At 72.9% G+C, this 14,041-nt stretch carries 17 protein-coding genes; 9 read left to right on the forward strand and 8 right to left on the reverse strand.

Features of this window, described 5'->3' with window-relative positions:
- The first annotated feature begins 4 nt into the window (after positions 1-4).
- The 4 genes from ABD946_RS35875 (at position 5) to ABD946_RS35890 (ending at position 1,492) form a co-directional block, all read left to right on the forward strand.
- Positions 5-547, forward strand: a complete 543-nt coding sequence (locus tag ABD946_RS35875; protein WP_345289864.1) for a MarR family winged helix-turn-helix transcriptional regulator — start codon at positions 5-7, stop codon at positions 545-547.
- A 171-nt stretch (positions 548-718) separates the two neighbouring features.
- A complete protein-coding gene (locus ABD946_RS35880; protein ID WP_345289865.1) occupies positions 719-970 on the forward strand; it encodes a hypothetical protein in 252 nt (83 codons plus the stop codon).
- A gap of 119 nt (positions 971-1,089) precedes the next feature.
- Positions 1,090-1,299, forward strand: coding sequence for a CsbD family protein (locus ABD946_RS35885; protein WP_345289866.1), 210 nt, complete (start codon positions 1,090-1,092; stop codon positions 1,297-1,299).
- A gap of 34 nt (positions 1,300-1,333) precedes the next feature.
- Positions 1,334-1,492 (forward strand): hypothetical protein, encoded by a 159-nt coding sequence (locus ABD946_RS35890; RefSeq protein WP_345289867.1) that lies wholly within the window; start codon positions 1,334-1,336, stop codon positions 1,490-1,492.
- Between the two features lie 104 nt (positions 1,493-1,596).
- Here ABD946_RS35890 and ABD946_RS35895 read toward each other — a convergent pair whose 3' ends face one another.
- The 3 genes from ABD946_RS35895 to ABD946_RS35905 all read right to left on the reverse strand — a co-directional run bounded on the left by ABD946_RS35895 (position 1,597) and on the right by ABD946_RS35905 (position 3,296).
- Entirely contained in the window at positions 1,597-2,058 is a 462-nt protein-coding gene (locus ABD946_RS35895) for a hypothetical protein (RefSeq protein ID WP_345289869.1), read from the reverse strand.
- A gap of 52 nt (positions 2,059-2,110) precedes the next feature.
- Positions 2,111-2,506: a DUF2267 domain-containing protein gene (locus ABD946_RS35900; protein WP_345289870.1), complete on the reverse strand. Its 396-nt coding sequence runs from the start codon at positions 2,504-2,506 to the stop codon at positions 2,111-2,113.
- A 355-nt stretch (positions 2,507-2,861) separates the two neighbouring features.
- Positions 2,862-3,296, reverse strand: coding sequence for an Hsp20/alpha crystallin family protein (locus ABD946_RS35905; RefSeq protein ID WP_345289871.1), 435 nt, complete (start codon positions 3,294-3,296; stop codon positions 2,862-2,864).
- A 114-nt stretch (positions 3,297-3,410) separates the two neighbouring features.
- On the opposite strand from ABD946_RS35905, the gene ABD946_RS35910 reads away from it, so the two are divergent.
- Positions 3,411-4,094: a hypothetical protein gene (locus ABD946_RS35910; protein WP_345289872.1), complete on the forward strand. Its 684-nt coding sequence runs from the start codon at positions 3,411-3,413 to the stop codon at positions 4,092-4,094.
- 308 nt (positions 4,095-4,402) lie between these two features.
- Here ABD946_RS35910 and ABD946_RS35915 read toward each other — a convergent pair whose 3' ends face one another.
- Together ABD946_RS35915 and ABD946_RS35920 are read right to left on the reverse strand one after the other, a co-directional pair.
- Positions 4,403-5,590 (reverse strand): glycosyltransferase, encoded by a 1,188-nt coding sequence (locus ABD946_RS35915; RefSeq protein ID WP_345289899.1) that lies wholly within the window; start codon positions 5,588-5,590, stop codon positions 4,403-4,405.
- Positions 5,472-6,284 (reverse strand): hypothetical protein, encoded by an 813-nt coding sequence (locus ABD946_RS35920; RefSeq protein ID WP_345289873.1) that lies wholly within the window; start codon positions 6,282-6,284, stop codon positions 5,472-5,474. Before ABD946_RS35920 ends, ABD946_RS35915 begins: the two co-directional genes overlap by 119 nt.
- Positions 6,285-6,632: 348 nt before the next feature.
- On the opposite strand from ABD946_RS35920, the gene ABD946_RS35925 reads away from it, so the two are divergent.
- A complete protein-coding gene (locus tag ABD946_RS35925) occupies positions 6,633-8,003 on the forward strand; it encodes a glycosyltransferase (RefSeq protein WP_345289874.1) in 1,371 nt (456 codons plus the stop codon).
- A gap of 263 nt (positions 8,004-8,266) precedes the next feature.
- Here the strand turns inward: ABD946_RS35925 and ABD946_RS35930 are convergent, their stop codons facing one another.
- Positions 8,267-8,782, reverse strand: a complete 516-nt coding sequence (locus tag ABD946_RS35930; RefSeq protein WP_345289875.1) for a DUF5994 family protein — start codon at positions 8,780-8,782, stop codon at positions 8,267-8,269.
- A gap of 331 nt (positions 8,783-9,113) precedes the next feature.
- Positions 9,114-9,479 carry a hypothetical protein gene (locus tag ABD946_RS35935; protein ID WP_345289877.1) on the reverse strand — a complete coding sequence of 122 codons (366 nt, stop codon included), beginning with the start codon at positions 9,477-9,479 and terminating at the stop codon, positions 9,114-9,116.
- Positions 9,480-10,492: 1,013 nt separating this feature from the next.
- On the opposite strand from ABD946_RS35935, the gene ABD946_RS35940 reads away from it, so the two are divergent.
- The 3 genes from ABD946_RS35940 to ABD946_RS35950 all read left to right on the forward strand — a co-directional run bounded on the left by ABD946_RS35940 (position 10,493) and on the right by ABD946_RS35950 (position 13,104).
- A complete protein-coding gene (locus ABD946_RS35940; RefSeq protein WP_280697877.1) occupies positions 10,493-10,696 on the forward strand; it encodes a cold-shock protein in 204 nt (67 codons plus the stop codon).
- Between the two features lie 369 nt (positions 10,697-11,065).
- Positions 11,066-12,607 (forward strand): DEAD/DEAH box helicase, encoded by a 1,542-nt coding sequence (locus tag ABD946_RS35945; protein ID WP_345289879.1) that lies wholly within the window; start codon positions 11,066-11,068, stop codon positions 12,605-12,607.
- A gap of 119 nt (positions 12,608-12,726) precedes the next feature.
- A complete protein-coding gene (locus ABD946_RS35950) occupies positions 12,727-13,104 on the forward strand; it encodes a CBS domain-containing protein (RefSeq protein WP_345289880.1) in 378 nt (125 codons plus the stop codon).
- Between the two features lie 180 nt (positions 13,105-13,284).
- On the opposite strand, the gene ABD946_RS35955 is transcribed toward ABD946_RS35950, so the two are convergent.
- Positions 13,285-13,566, reverse strand: a complete 282-nt coding sequence (locus ABD946_RS35955; protein ID WP_345289901.1) for a helix-turn-helix domain-containing protein — start codon at positions 13,564-13,566, stop codon at positions 13,285-13,287.
- Positions 13,567-14,041: the final 475 nt, after the last annotated feature.

A 14,041-nucleotide genomic window follows, 5' to 3' on the forward strand; every position in this document is an offset into this window, starting at 1 on the left:
GGTCATGGCGCAACACCCCGTCTTCGGAGCCGACGGCGATCCGGATCGCACCAGCGCTACCCCGCCAAGCCCGCCAGGCGACGGAGGGGCGGACGACCTGTCCGGCGCGTTGCGCGAGGTGCTCACCCTCACGCAACTGGCCCGGACCACCCTGGCCGAGCGCCTGGGAATGCCACTGACCAACGTCGAAGCCGTCGAACACGTGGTGATGGCGTCCTCGGCCGGAGCTCCGATCGGGCCGGCCGAGCTGGCCCGGCGCCTGGGCGTCACCAGCGCCGCGGGCACCCAGTCGGTCAACCGCCTCGTCGCCGAGGGCCACCTCAGCCGCACCTCCCACCCCAGCGATGGCAGACGCCAGGTCCTGGACGCGACACCCAGCGGCCTCGGCCACGTGATGGGCGAACTGGCGCCGCTCCTGGCACTCCTGCACCGGGCGGCCGACGGCCTCGGCGAGCGCGAACGAGCAGGCGCCATCCACTACCTCGCCAACGTCGCCGCCGCCTACCGCGCCTACCTCGACGGGGATCAGGACGACGCGACGAGCTGATCGGTCCGCGACGTGCCCGGGGACGCGGCCGGCGCCGCGCCCCCGGACCGGATGCTCCGCACCGTCCGGCTCGCGCACCCGATGCAGTGCGGAAGCGATGCAACTGACCCGTCTCCGGCGCAGCGCACACCCTGAACTCGGGGGATTCCCTCGAAGAACGGAGTGATCGCCATGTCTGTCGTCCGCAAGCTCCACGAGATCGGCCTCACCAGCGAACACGCCTACACCGCGGCGCTCGGCTCAGTCGGCCTGTCCCTCCTGAGCTGGGTCGTGTCGATGAAGGCGGAGAACGCGGGCGTGGAGAGGGCCGACCGCTGGGGCATCTTCGTCGGCGAGTGGGCGCCCACCTTCTTCGGCCTCGGCCTGGCCCTGGCCACCTACGAGGAGCCGCCTGCCGCCGCGAAGACCCCTCTCGGCAGCTAGCCCACCGTCCGCACCGGCACGGCACGGATGCCGGGTCGCGGACGAACAGCCAGTGTGTGACGCTCGGTGTTCACGCCTTCACGGCGAGGCGTCACCGATTCCCGAGGAAAGGTACGGCCATGAGCGAGATGTCCGACAAGGTGCAGCACAAGGCCCAGGAGGTCCTTGGTACGGCCAAGGAGAAGGCGGGCGAGGTGAGCGGGGACGACCGGCTCAAGGGCGAGGGCCAGGCCGATCAGGCCGAGTCGAAGGTGAAACAGGCCGTCGACGAGGCGAAGGACAAGGTGCAGGAAGGCATCGACAAGATCAAGGGCGTGTTCGACCGGTGACCCGGGCGGTCACGTCGCCGAGGGAGGTGGGCACATGGCGCTGATCCTGTTCCTCATCCTGGTGGCCGTGGTCCTGGGCTTCGCGGGTGCGCTGATCAAGGGGATGCTCTGGCTCCTGGTGATCGGCGCGGTGATCTTCGTACTGGCACTGGTACTCGGCGGCGCCGAACTCGGCCGCCGCTCGCGACGCTGACTCGGCGTCCACTGGCTCCTCCCGGCCGTGGGGTCCGGAACCACAGTGTGGTTCCGGACCCCACGGCCGCGGTGCGTGCCGGGTCCGTCGTCACCCTTCGTCCGCTAGACCTCCTGGGCGGGGTGGAAGTGGCGCTCGGCGGTGAGGTCCTCGCCCCGCCCGGCGGTGCCGACGCAGGCGACGAACAGGCGCCAGCCGTCCGCGCAGTCGGCGGTGAAGCCGTAGCGGACGGCGGGCGGAGCGGGGCGGGTGCTGTAGCGGTCGGCGCGGATGACCTGGTCGTCGGTGTCCCCGGCGGCCAGGGCCGTCAGCAGCGCCTGTTCCACCTGGGCGGTCGCCACCCTTGGTCCCGCGAGCGCGGGCGTCGGCTGCGGGGGCAGCCGCTCGGCGTCCTTGCGGGTCGGGGCGGTGCCGGATGCGCCGGTGATCATCCAGAACACCGCCCCCGCCCCGCCGAGCCTGACCACCAACCCGAAGGTCCGCCCCGGCCAGGCCCTGGCCGACTCCACCCCCTCGATCGCCGGCAGGTGGGTGAGCAGGAGGCGCTGGAGTTCGGCGGGAGTCACGATCGCGGCTCAGGTTTCGGGTCTCGGGGGCGTCTTGCACGAGCGGGTTCGCTCAGGCGGCGGCCAGGTCGGCGCGGCCGAAGAGCAGCGCGTAGCCGCCGGGCAGCTGGGCCAGGAGGCGGTCGGTGAGCTGGTCCCCGGCGAGGTCGGTCAGAGCCGAGAGGACGGCGGAGGCGTCCCAACGGGCGCTGGCGACGGTGGTGTTGAGGATGCGGGCGACGGATTCGACGAACGCGGGGCCGGCGACGGGTTCGGGCAGCGGAATCCGGGCCGCGAACTGCGCGCGGTCGCTTTCGGGCAGGGCGGCGGCGAGCGCGCAGCGTTCGTCACCGGTGAGCTGGCCGCCGAGAACACTCAGGACGGCCGCGAGGGCGCTCTCGGCTTCCTGGTCGCTGGGGTACCGGCCGGTGACGCGAATCCGCTGGATGAGGCGGCGGTGCCTGGTCATGGCGAGCTCTCTCCGGTAGTGGCCGTGACGGGGCGGCTCGTTGGTGGGTGGGGTCAGGGGCGGTGGGACGGTCCGGGACGGCCGATGCGCCACGCACTCGGACCTCGTCCAGGAACGCGCTCCACCGCAGGGGCATGGCCCCTCCCGCTGTTCCTCGGAATCCGTTGCCCGTCGGGGCGGCCGCCGATCCTGCCACCCAGCGCCGGGGCCGACGTACGGGCGCGCTCAAGTCAACTCGCCGCGCTGGTGCACGGCACCGGCCATGCGCGTGCGAGGTCGAGCGTGACGACCCGGCCGAGGGGTGTTCCGCGCCGCCCCCGGGGGGAATTGAGGCGGCGCGGAACAGCTTCGGAGGCTAGGCCCGGATCTGCTTGGGGCTCGCGCTGCTGTTGATGGCGATCTTGCGGGGCTTGGCCTTCTCCGCGACCGGGATCTTCAGGGTGAGCACGCCGGCGTCGTAGTCGGCGCTGATCCCCTCGGGGTCGAGGGTGTCGGAGAGCATGATCTGCCGCGAGAAGACGCCGAGCGGGCGCTCGGCGAGCTCCCACTTCACGCCCTCGCCCTCACGGCGGGGACGGCGCTCGGCCTTGACGGTCAGCATGTTGCGCTCGACGTCGATGTCGATCGCTCCCGGGTCCACCCCGGGCAGGTCGAAGCAGATCACGTACTCGTCACCGGCACGGTAGGCGTCCAGCGGCATCGGGGTCGGACGCGACCAGGTGCCGGTCGAGTTGATGAACTGCTGGGTGAGCCGGTCCAGCTCACGGAAGGGGTCGGTGCGCATCAGCATCGGAAAACACCTCCAGGTGGTCGGGCTTGGGCAGCCAGTGCGCTTCACCTGGAACTGTTCTAACATGTCATCCGTCCGATGACAAAAAGCACCGTCGCCAAGAAAGTGACATCCATGCACGAGACACCGGCCCCCAGCCCGAAGGGCGCGAGGTCCCCCGGCGGACCGGCCTCCTTCATCGCCGCCGCGGCGGCTCTGGCCGCCATAGACGACGCCGTCCGCACCGCCCACGCACCGGCTCCCCCCGCCCCGCACCCCGCACCGGAGACCGGGCCCGAACCCGCCCTGGCCGCCCTCCTCCTGCTGCGTGAACTGCGCACCGAACTCGCGGGCTGGGAAGCCGGCCTCGTGGAGACCGCCCGGACCGCCGGCGCGACCTGGGCCGACCTGGCCCCGCCGATGGGCGTCGCCAGTCGCCAGGCGGCAGAGAACCGTTACCTGCGCCTACGACCCGGAACGCGCAGCGATCACTCCACCGGCGCCGAACGCGTCAAGGCCACGCGCGACCGCCGCGCCGCCGACCGCACCGTCAGCGACTGGGCCCGCACCAACGCAGCCGACCTGCGCGTCCTCGCCGCCCACCTCACCGCCCTCACCGATCTGCCCCGCGAGGCACACCGAGCCCAGAGCGACCTACGCACCGCGCTGGCGGCCGCCGACTCGGCCGACCTCCTCGCTCCCCTGGCCGATCTGGAACCTCACCTGGGCACGGCCCACCCCGACCTCGCCACCCGCCTCGCCGACCTCGCCCACCACACCGACCGACTGCGCCATGACAGCAACCGACGACGCTCCTGACACGCGCGACCAGCGCGACCGCTGGAACCAGCTCGCACGACGGCTCGACGACCTGCGAGCTCACGTCCAGGCCGAGACCGACCACGCCCTCGCCTCTCTCGACGCCCACGCCGCACGCCTCGCAGCCCTGCGGCGACAGATCGCCGGCCAGTGGCCCCCGTCCGGTCCGCGTCTCCCGGGCCCGTGACCACCCACCACACCGGGCGCGCACTGCCCAGCCCGACCGGCCGGCTGACGGACGGTCAGCGCGCAAGCGACGAGGCCGGCGATCGACGCACCTCACCGCTGCAGCCGCGCCGACGACACCGTCACCGGCGCGGCGACTCCACATCCAGTCGCTCGTACGCGTGCGCGAGCTCGCTCGCCATTCCCGCGACCGAGTACCGCTCGCGCACCGTCGCCGCTCCGGCTGCGGCGACGCGGGCCAACGCCTGGGGCGGCGTCACGGCGAGCTCGGCCAGTCGTCCGGCGAGGGCGGAGGTCGAGTGCGTGGGCAGCAGGAAGCCGTTGACCCCGTCCTCGACGTAGTGCGGGACGCCGCCGCGCTGCGGCCCCGCCACGGGCAGCCCCGCGTCCATCGCCTCCAGGACGGCCAGGCCGAACTCCTCCTTGGCGCTCGGGCACACGTAGACGCACGTCCCCTCGCCCCGCGCTCCGGCCAACGTCCGCTCCAGCACCCGCACCTGACGGTTGGGCAGCGCCGGCCAGCACGCCAGGGTGCGCCGGGCGGCAGGGTCCGCCGAGAGCAGCTTGGCGATGCGTTCGCGCATCTCCCGTTCCACCGCGGTGCCCGAACGGGCCGATCCGCCCACCAGCAGCAGGGCGGTCCGGTGGTGCAGGCCGGCCTCGATCCACGCCTCGACCAACCGGTCCTGCTGCTTGACCGGGTGCAGCCGCCCCACCGTCAGGAACAGCCGCCTGCCGCGGGCCTCCGGGCCGAGCCCACCCTCGCCCCCGGCCCCGCCGAAGAGCCTGCGCAGAAATTGCTCGCCGAGGTCCCCGTCCCCGTCGGCCGGGACGAACGGGGGAATGCCCTCCGGCGGTGAGACCACCGGCCGGGCGCCGCGGGCACGCACGAGGTGCGGGTAGTGGGTCATCAACTCCCGGCCCCCTTCGGGCCCGGGAATGGTGACCAGCAGATCGCAGCGCTCGGCGAGCAGGTCGGCGGCGAAGACCCGGTGCAGGTCGGCGCGCAGGGCCGCCGCGGGCTCCGTGCACGGCGCCTTCCCGACGCCCCGGTGCCGCTCCCCCATCGTCCGGTGCGGATCGGGGGTGACGGTGAACGCGAAGCGCGCCCCGCTGCGCCGGGCCGCGTCCGCGACGGCCAGCGAGGCGTCGTCGGCGAAGCGGGCGTGCACGACCCCGGGGCGCGCGCCCTCAAGTGCCAGCAGGCGAGTGGTCCACCAGGCCAGGGCGGCCCGCGCCTCGGGCCCGCTGCCCGGATCGGCCGCGGCCCCGGGCACCGGGATCCGCAGGAGCCAGTGCTCCGGGCCCAGGCGGCTCACCAGCCCCTGGGACAGGTCGCCGCCGCCCGCAGTGGCCAGGGTCAGGACCCCGCGCGATCCGGCCCGTGGCGGTCAGTGCGTCGCCGAGCGCACGCACCAGGACGCTCATCCCGCCGCTCGGGCCCGCACCCGGCTCCTCCAGGCGGCCGAGCATCATGCTCTGGGCCACCACCGTCCCCGCCGGTCGCACGGCGGGCAGCCCCTCGACGGCGCGGCGGAACTCCTCCCCGGCGGGGTGACCGGGCGCGGACCGGTGCCAGGCCGCGGAGAGCAGCAGCGCCTCGTGGCGGTCGGCCGGGGTACGGCTCCGTTCGGGCAGCACGGCCGCGCCGTCCCGCAGGCCCGACAGGTACCGCCAAGCGGCCTGCCGGACCGGCCGGTCACGGCTGTGGGCCGCCGCCGCGCACTCCGCCGCGGTCAGGGGCGACAGGCCGTGCGACTCGGCCAGATCGAGCAGGTGAGCCCACTCCGGCGCGGGCGGGCCGGACAGGAGGCGGCTGCGCAGTGCGGCCGCGGCCTCACCGCCGAGCCCCGACCGCACCGTCACGTCCCAGGCCTGCGCCAGCGCGCTGCGCTGCAGCGCTCCCCCGCGCGACACCTGCACCAGCCACCACGGATCGGCCGGAACCCCGGCCCGGGCGACGCGCCGCAACTGCGCCGTCAGGAGGTCCTCCGGTGGCAGCACCCCCTCGCCCTCCGGACTGGGGCGGTGGCCGTACTCGGCCCGTGCGAGAAGCGCCAGGAGGTCGTCTCCGGGCGGTTCCTCCGCTGCCGGATCCGCGTGGTGGAGGCGCCATGCGGCGAGCGCATCGGGTTCGGCCGGCCTGTTCCCTCGCACAGGGGCGAACGGGTGGTGCGCCATGGGGACGTCCTTCCGTCGTCGGCCATCACCTCCCCTTCGACGCCGCCGGGCCGAAAGGATGGGACCGGGTCCGGCGGTGTGTGCACGCCCGTCTCCACGTGCCACGATCGGGAGCGGCACGCCCGGTCGATCCACCGGGCGTCGCCGATGCCGCCGAGCCTGGAGGATGACGTGCCCCGAGTCGTCGTGGTCAGCCCCCCGTTCCGCTCGCACGCCGCGCCCCTGAGCGTCCTCGGCGCGGCCCTGCGCGAGGAGGGCGCCGAGGTGACCCTGGCGTGCGCACCGGCCTTCGCCGACCTGGCCGACCGGCACGGCCTGGGCTTCGCCGAGCTCACCGTCACCCGCAATGCCAACACCGGTGTCGCCGAGCGGACCGTGCAGGCAGGGTCGGAGAGCGCCCGGCTGCGGGAGTTCCTCGACGCGACCCGCGACGGGGCGATCCCCACGCTGCTCACCCAGGCGCGTCACCGGGCGGCGGACATGCTCCCCGACCCCGACCTCGTCCTGGAGGCCGTACGCGCGACGGACCGACGGCTCGCACCGGACTGGTACCTGGTCGACCAGCTCAGCTACCCCGTGACCCTGGCCATGCACTGCCTCGAACTGCCCTACGCGACGTTCTGCCCCGGCCACCCCAGCTACCTCCCGACCCGGCCAAACGCCTACTTCGGGCTCCCCTGGGCCTGGCCCGCGGCTCTGCGCCCGCCTCTCGAGGACATCGAGGTGCTGCGAACAGCAGCGGAGGACAACGACCGGGCCTTCACCGCCGCGTTCCGTGAGGTCGCCGACAGGCACGCACCCCACCTGCCCGAGGTGGAGCGAGCTTTCGCGCTCTGCTCCTCACGGGCCGTCGTCTTCAACTACCCGCGCCTGCCGGACCTGCCGGCCGCTCCCGCCGGGCCCGCCGCGATCTACGCGGGCCACTGCACCGAGACGCTCCCCCGACCGGGACTGGACGAGACCTGGCAGGCCGTCGTCGCCAGGCTGGCCTCGGGCGGTCGGCCCGTGGTGCTGGTCGCCTTCGGCACATTCCTGTCCGCCCGCCACGACGTCCTCACCGCCGTCGCCGAAGCGGTGCTGACCCACACCGACGCGTCCGTGATCGTCGCGGCCGGCGACCGGGTGCCCGAACTCTCCCGGAGCCCGGTCCTCGCCGCGGCCTCCCCGGCACGGCTCCACCTCGCCGACACCGTCCCGCAGCAGGCCCTCCTCGGCCACTGCGCCGCCATGGTCCACCACGGCGGCAACAACTCCTTCACCGAGTGCCTCGCAGCGGGTGTGCCCGCGCTCGTCCTCCCGTTCTCCAGCGACCAGTTCGCGATCGCCCACGACGTCGAACGCTCCGGCCTCGGGCTCGTACTCGACCCCAACGGCGCAAGCGTGGTCACGATCGGCACGGCCCTGGCGCACCTGCTGACCGGTGGCTTGGAGTCGAACCGGACCGTAGCCGAGGACGTCCTCGCGGCAGGTCCTCGGAACTCCGCGCGGCGACTGCTCGGCGTGATGGACGACCGGCCGAGGCGCCCACGGTCGGTCAGTTGAGCGAGGGGAAGCGGGTACTGCGCGCCGGCGCCGATCGCGTGCACGGTAGGCCCTAGGTGGTCCTGCGCGACTGCGGTGGCACCGGCCGAGCCTGAGGTGTTCGAGGCGGTTGCGGCGTCGAGCACCAGCTGGGTGAAGCGTTGACGGTAGCGCCCGCTGTGCTCATCGGTGTGATCGTCATCCCGCTCCTCCGAGTCGCCGAGGCCTTCGTCCTCGTCCTCGCTGAGGTCTGCGAGCTGCTCTCGCGGGGTGGCGGGGTCGACCTACGCGGGTGCCGGCCAGGAGGTGGCCCGGCCCCGGACGGGAGCGGCTCGCCGGTCGTCCTCGCCAATGCCGTCGGGGGGCGCGTCCGCCGACGGCAGGAAGTCGGCACGGGCGTCCGCCCCCGCCCCGTCCGCGGCCCGCGCCGCCGCGAGCAGCTCGCTCGCGGTCCTGGTGCTCGCAGGGTCGGCGGCCTCGGCCATCAGCCGGGTGGCGACGGCGGCATCCGTCTGCGGCGGGACGACGAGGAGGTTCAGCCGGCGGGGTGCGTACGAGCAGACCATGATCGTGTGCTCGTCCTGCTCGGCGGTGAACCAGCCCGCGTGGACGGTGTGGCCCGCGACCGGGATCCGCCGCGGGACGAGGGGCCACTGTGCGGGGTTCACGGTGATCCGGGTGATCCGGCCCCACCGCTTGTCGATCTCGGCTGCCAGGGAAGGGAGTTCGAGAAGAAGGTCACGAGACCGGGGCCACCAGGCCCCGTCCAGCCGTCCGGCCCTCACGCCGATCGGCGCCATGGACAGCCGCAGACGGGACTCTGGAATGGCAGACGTCGTCGCACGATCGGGTAGAGCAGTCATGACCGAAGACCTGTCTCCGAACCCGGCTCGAGGCCGACTCCGGGATAGCCGTTCGCCGGAGACGACGCCAGTGTCCGGTGCCGGCATGCGAAGTGCCTTCGGTGATGCCCAGGCTACTCTCTGCCGGGCCTCGGCCGCTGCCACGGTGAAGGACGAGGCCGAGGGCCCAGCGGAGACCGCGGTGCGAGCGTCGCGCCCGTCGGCGCGGGCCGGCCACTCGCGCCGCGGCGGGTCCGCGGATCGGGGCCTCTCGGCCGGCCTGCCGCGGCTACGGGGCGTCGGAGTAGCCGAGGTCGCCGATGGTCCAACTGCTGATGTCCTCGATGGCGATGCGGTACATGCCGCCGGTGTGAGGCAGCGCGAAGTCACCCTGAAGGATCTTCGCCCGGTGGAGGTGGAGGTGGGTGGGCTGTACGGGCGGGCCGTCGGCGGACGGTGCGAAGAGGGCGGCGAACGGCTTCAGGTGCTCCGACGCCTGGAGGACCTCCGCCACACGTTCCCACCACAGGGTCACCGGTGCGAGCCTGCCGGTGATCACAGCTCCGGGAACCACCACGGTCAGGGACATCTGGTTGCTGTGCTCGGACTCCACCATCGCGGCGATGTCGACGAGCAGCCTGTCTGGGTTCGACATGGCGGACAGGATAGAACATCGCGTCCGTGTCCCCACAGCTCTGGGCGGCGAACCCGGCGGGTGCCTTCGCCGGACACGCGTCCGGCCCTACGCGGTGGCGGTCCGCAGATGCCGCTGGACTCGGTCCGCCCGGCGGCGTCGGCGGGACGGCGGGCCTGGAGGGTGGGGCCGACCCCTGGCGGGAGAGCACCGCGCAGATGGACTCGATGGCGGCATGCCGCATGCCCCGGAGAGCGCGTCGGCCCGCACCGTCCACTCGATGCACGGTACGGGCTGCGGTGTTCACAGCGGACGACCTGACGCCTCCTGCCTCGGAGTTCGGACATCTCGACAGAGGGTGGAGTGATGCGTTCGCGGCGCGATCCGAAGTCGACGAGCACCGCGATGTCGCCACCGCCTGCGACCCCGATGGCACGGCCGAGGCCGTACTGGTCGTGGTGGCGCTTCTATCCGGGCCTTCGAGGGGCTGGCGGGCAGGACGCAGCGCACTGCTGCATAGTTCGGCGTTTCTTGCAGCACGCGCCGAAGATCGTGGGCACGTGCCCTCTTCGTGAAATCTCCCTGCGGACTGCGGCGGAAATTTCGTGCGCACCGCCCCGCCATGATCGGCGGCGGTTCCGGTGGACTTCGCGTCGCCCCTCTGGATGCGGCGGTGTCCGGCGGTCGGGTGATTCGCCCTGCAGGGCGGACAGGTAGCCGGCACGCGCATGAGGTGCGATGCACGCCCAACCATCCTTCTGGCGTGGCATGTTGAAGGCCCTGTGACCTTGCGGTCGACAGGGCGCGTGAAGGGCAGGCGCGAAACCAGGGGTGGAAATTCCGCCCGCTGGGGGTCTGACCCTGCTACAGTCGCCTTAGTTGCAGTAGTGGTTCCCATGAACTTTGTGTGCGCCTGCTGATGTATCGCAGGCGCATTTTCTGTTTCCCGGCTCTTCCCCGGGTGGGTGCTCATCGCGGCGACTCGGAGCGAGCACGGTGCACGCTCCGGACAGCCCCTTGAAGGAGATTTCTTTATGGCTAATGGCACTGTGAAGTGGTTCAACTCGGAAAAGGGCTTCGGCTTCATCGAGCAGGACGGTGGCGGCGCTGACGTCTTCGCCCACTACTCGAACATCAACGCCAACGGCTTCCGTGAGCTGCTCGAGGGCCAGAAGGTCGAGTTCGACGTCACGCAGGGCCAGAAGGGCCCGCAGGCCGAGAACATTCGCCCGCTGTAGTACATCTGCCACGGCACCCGCCCAGCAGCGAGGGGCCCGCACCGCGTACACGTTGCCCGGTGCGGGCCCTTCGGCATTGCTCCACCACGTACAGCCCCCGGCCGCTTCGGCCTCCTGGCTCCGCCACCGGCGGCCTCCCCACGCGAGACGAACAGCGCCGCGTCCGGATCGCCGCCCTGCCGTGAGATCTCACGGTGCGAGGATCGCTGCTCCCGCCCTGCGCGGTGAGCGCCGGCCTGAGGTGACGTGCCGCACGGTCTCACCGTCCACGCCCCGCCCCACACGTTCGGCCCGTTCCCCACGGTCTCCAGCCGGCGCCTCGCGCTGCGGAGCCGCCGCGCGACGTGCCGCCCCAGGAAGGTCTCCCGCATGAACCACTCCAGCCGCTCCCCGTACCAGAACGCCGGCTCCCGGACCTCGGCCTCCTCCCGCTCCGGCGGCAGCTCCTTCTACGGCGACCGGCCCTCCGGCGCGGGCCGGCGTCCGTCCGGCCCGACGGGCCGTCAGGGTGTCGCCGTGCACGGGGAGTTCGCGATGCCGGTGAGCACCACTCCGCCGCTGCCGCCGGTGGAGGCCTTCGAGGACCTGGCGCTGCCGATGGCCCTGCTGTCGGTGCTGACCGCCCAGGGCGTCACGGCCCCGTTCCCGATCCAGGCCGCCACCCTCCCGAACTCACTGGCAGGACGTGACGTGCTCGGCCGGGGCCGCACCGGGTCCGGCAAGACCATCGCGTTCGGTCTCGCCGTGCTGGCCCGCACCGCCGGGGCGCGGGCCGAGCCGCGCCGTCCACTCGCGCTGGTCCTGGTGCCCACCCGTGAACTGGCGCAGCAGGTGACCGAGGCGCTGACCCCGTTCGCCCACGCGGTGCGGCTGCGGATGGCGGCCGTGGTGGGCGGGATGTCGATCGGCCGCCAGGCCCACGCCCTGAGGCACGGCGCGGAGGTGGTGGTGGCCACCCCGGGCCGGCTCAAGGACCTGATCCAGCGAGGCGACTGCCGGCTGGACCGGGTCGCGGTCACGGTGCTGGACGAGGCGGACCAGATGGCCGACATGGGCTTCCTGCCGCAGGTCACCGAGCTCCTCGACCAGGTCGCCGAGGGCGGCCAGACCATGCTGTTCTCCGCCACGCTGGACCGCAACGTCGACCGCCTGGTGCGGCGCTTCCTCAAGGACCCGGTCACCCACTCGGTGGATCCTTCGGCCGGGGCGGTCAGCACCATGGAGCACCACGTTCTGCACGTCCAGCGCCACGACAAGGACGCCACCATCGCCCACATCGCCTCGCGCGACGGCGGGGTGATCATGTTCGCCGACACCAAGCACGGCGCGGACCGCCTGGTCCGGGACCTCCTCGCCAACGGCGTCAAGGCCGCAGCCCTGCACGGCGGCAAGTCCCAACCGCAGCGCACCCGCACCCTGGAGCAGTTCCGCACCGGAGCGGTGACCGCGCTGATCGCCACCAACGTCGCCGCCCGCGGCATCCACATCGACGGCCTCGACCTGGTCGTCAACCTCGACCCGCCCACCGACCACAAGGACTACCTCCACCGCGGCGGGCGCACCGCCCGGGCCGGCGAGTCCGGCACCGTCGTCACCCTGGTGCTGCCCAACCAGCGCCGCGCGATGGACCGGATGATGACCACCGCCGCCATCACCCCCGTCACCACCCGGGTCAGCGCAGGCGACGAGGACCTGGCCCGCATCACCGGCGCCCGGGTGCCCACCGGCATCCCCACCGTGATCGCCGTCCCCGCCGTCGAGCGTCCGAGCCGCAGCGCGGCCAAGAGCCGCAACCGGCGCAGGCGCCCCACCCAAGCCGTCGGCGCCGCCGGCGCGACCACCGCGGGACGCGTCGGCCAGGGCTCCTCCGGCCGCCGCCGGGCGCCCCGACGCGTCACCCTCGCCGCCTAGGTCCCGGTGACGGGCCCGACCGCCACCCAGCGGTGCGGGCCCGCCCCGGCGGAACACGCCGCCGTCAGCACCCCCACGCCGCCGGCCCCCGGCGGAAGCGACCACCAAGGAGTCCGCCCATGACCGTCGCCCTCGAACGTCCCGCCACCACCACGGTCCGCGACCTGATGACCGGCCCCGAGCTCCAGATCAGCGACGACGTCATGATCGACGTCGCGATCCACATCCTGCACGGCTCCGGCGCCGACCACCTGCTGGTCCGCGACGACGAGGGCCGCTGCGCGGGCCTGCTGACCCGCGCCCACCTCGCCCCCTTCCGGGCCGGCTCCAGGTCCGCCGCACGGACCCCGGTACGCGACCTCGTCCTCGGCCAAGGCCCTTTCGCCGCCGCCGACATGCCCGCCACCACCGCAGCCGCCGCCATGCGCGCCCGGGGCCTGACCGTGTGGCCGGTCGTCGACCACGACGGCCACGCCATCGGCCTCCTCAGCCTCTGAACCCACCCCCGCCACCACCCGCCGACAGCCTCCGCCCTGCCTCCGGGCGCTACGCCCGCTCCAGCAGCTTCCTGCGGGCAGCGGCGTCACCCGGGGCGGTGCGGCAGATGGAGTTCTGCGCGGCCGGCGGTGGGCACGTGTCGCTCACCGCGGGCCGGTCTCGCTGGATCGTCAGGTGGGTCAGGTGTCGGCGTCGGGTTCCTGGCCGTGCTGGGCTCGGCGGAGTTGTTCGTTGATGCGCAGGGCTTCTTCGAGCTGGTCCTCGAGGATGATGATGCGGCAGGCGGCGTCGATGGCGGTGCCTTGGTCGACGAGGTCGCGGGCGCGCATCGCGAGCCGCAGTTGGTAGCGGGAGAAGCGGCGGTGTCCGCCGTCGGAGCGCAGTGGGGTGATGAGGCCCTGTTCGCCGAGGGAGCGTAGGAAGCCGGCGGTGGTGCCGGTCATCGCGGCGGCGCGGCCCATGGTGTAGGCGGGGTAGTCGTCGTCGTCGAAGGAACTGACGCTGTCGGGGGTGTCCGGCCGGTTGGTGGTCGTGGTCACTGCACCTCTCTCTGTTACCTGTTCGGGAACGCGTGGAGGGGCCCCGGCGCCATTGCGGCTCCGGGGCCCCGAAGGGGAACTTCACCATCTACCGGCCCTGGGCCGGTCCTTGTGTCCGCGGCTCCTCCGAAGAGGATGACTGCGGGGATCGCGTATGCGTGACCGGAAACCACCGTCCTTCGTAGCTGAGGGGTCTGCGGTGTCCGCCCGGACGAGGACTGCTCATCTCACGGGCCGGGCGATCCTGATGGTGCTAGCGCCCTCCGTTCTTCCTCTGCGTCAACTGACATCCTGCGAACTGCTGTACTGCCACCTGCTGATACTGCGTACCTGCCTGTACTGCTGTGGTGGCCATCCCGGCCCACCACCTCGTCCGGCAGCCAGCCCCGTCGCCCGT

This window comes from Kitasatospora albolonga (assembly GCF_039535905.1).
Taxonomy (GTDB): Bacteria; Actinomycetota; Actinomycetes; order Streptomycetales; family Streptomycetaceae; genus Kitasatospora; species Kitasatospora albolonga.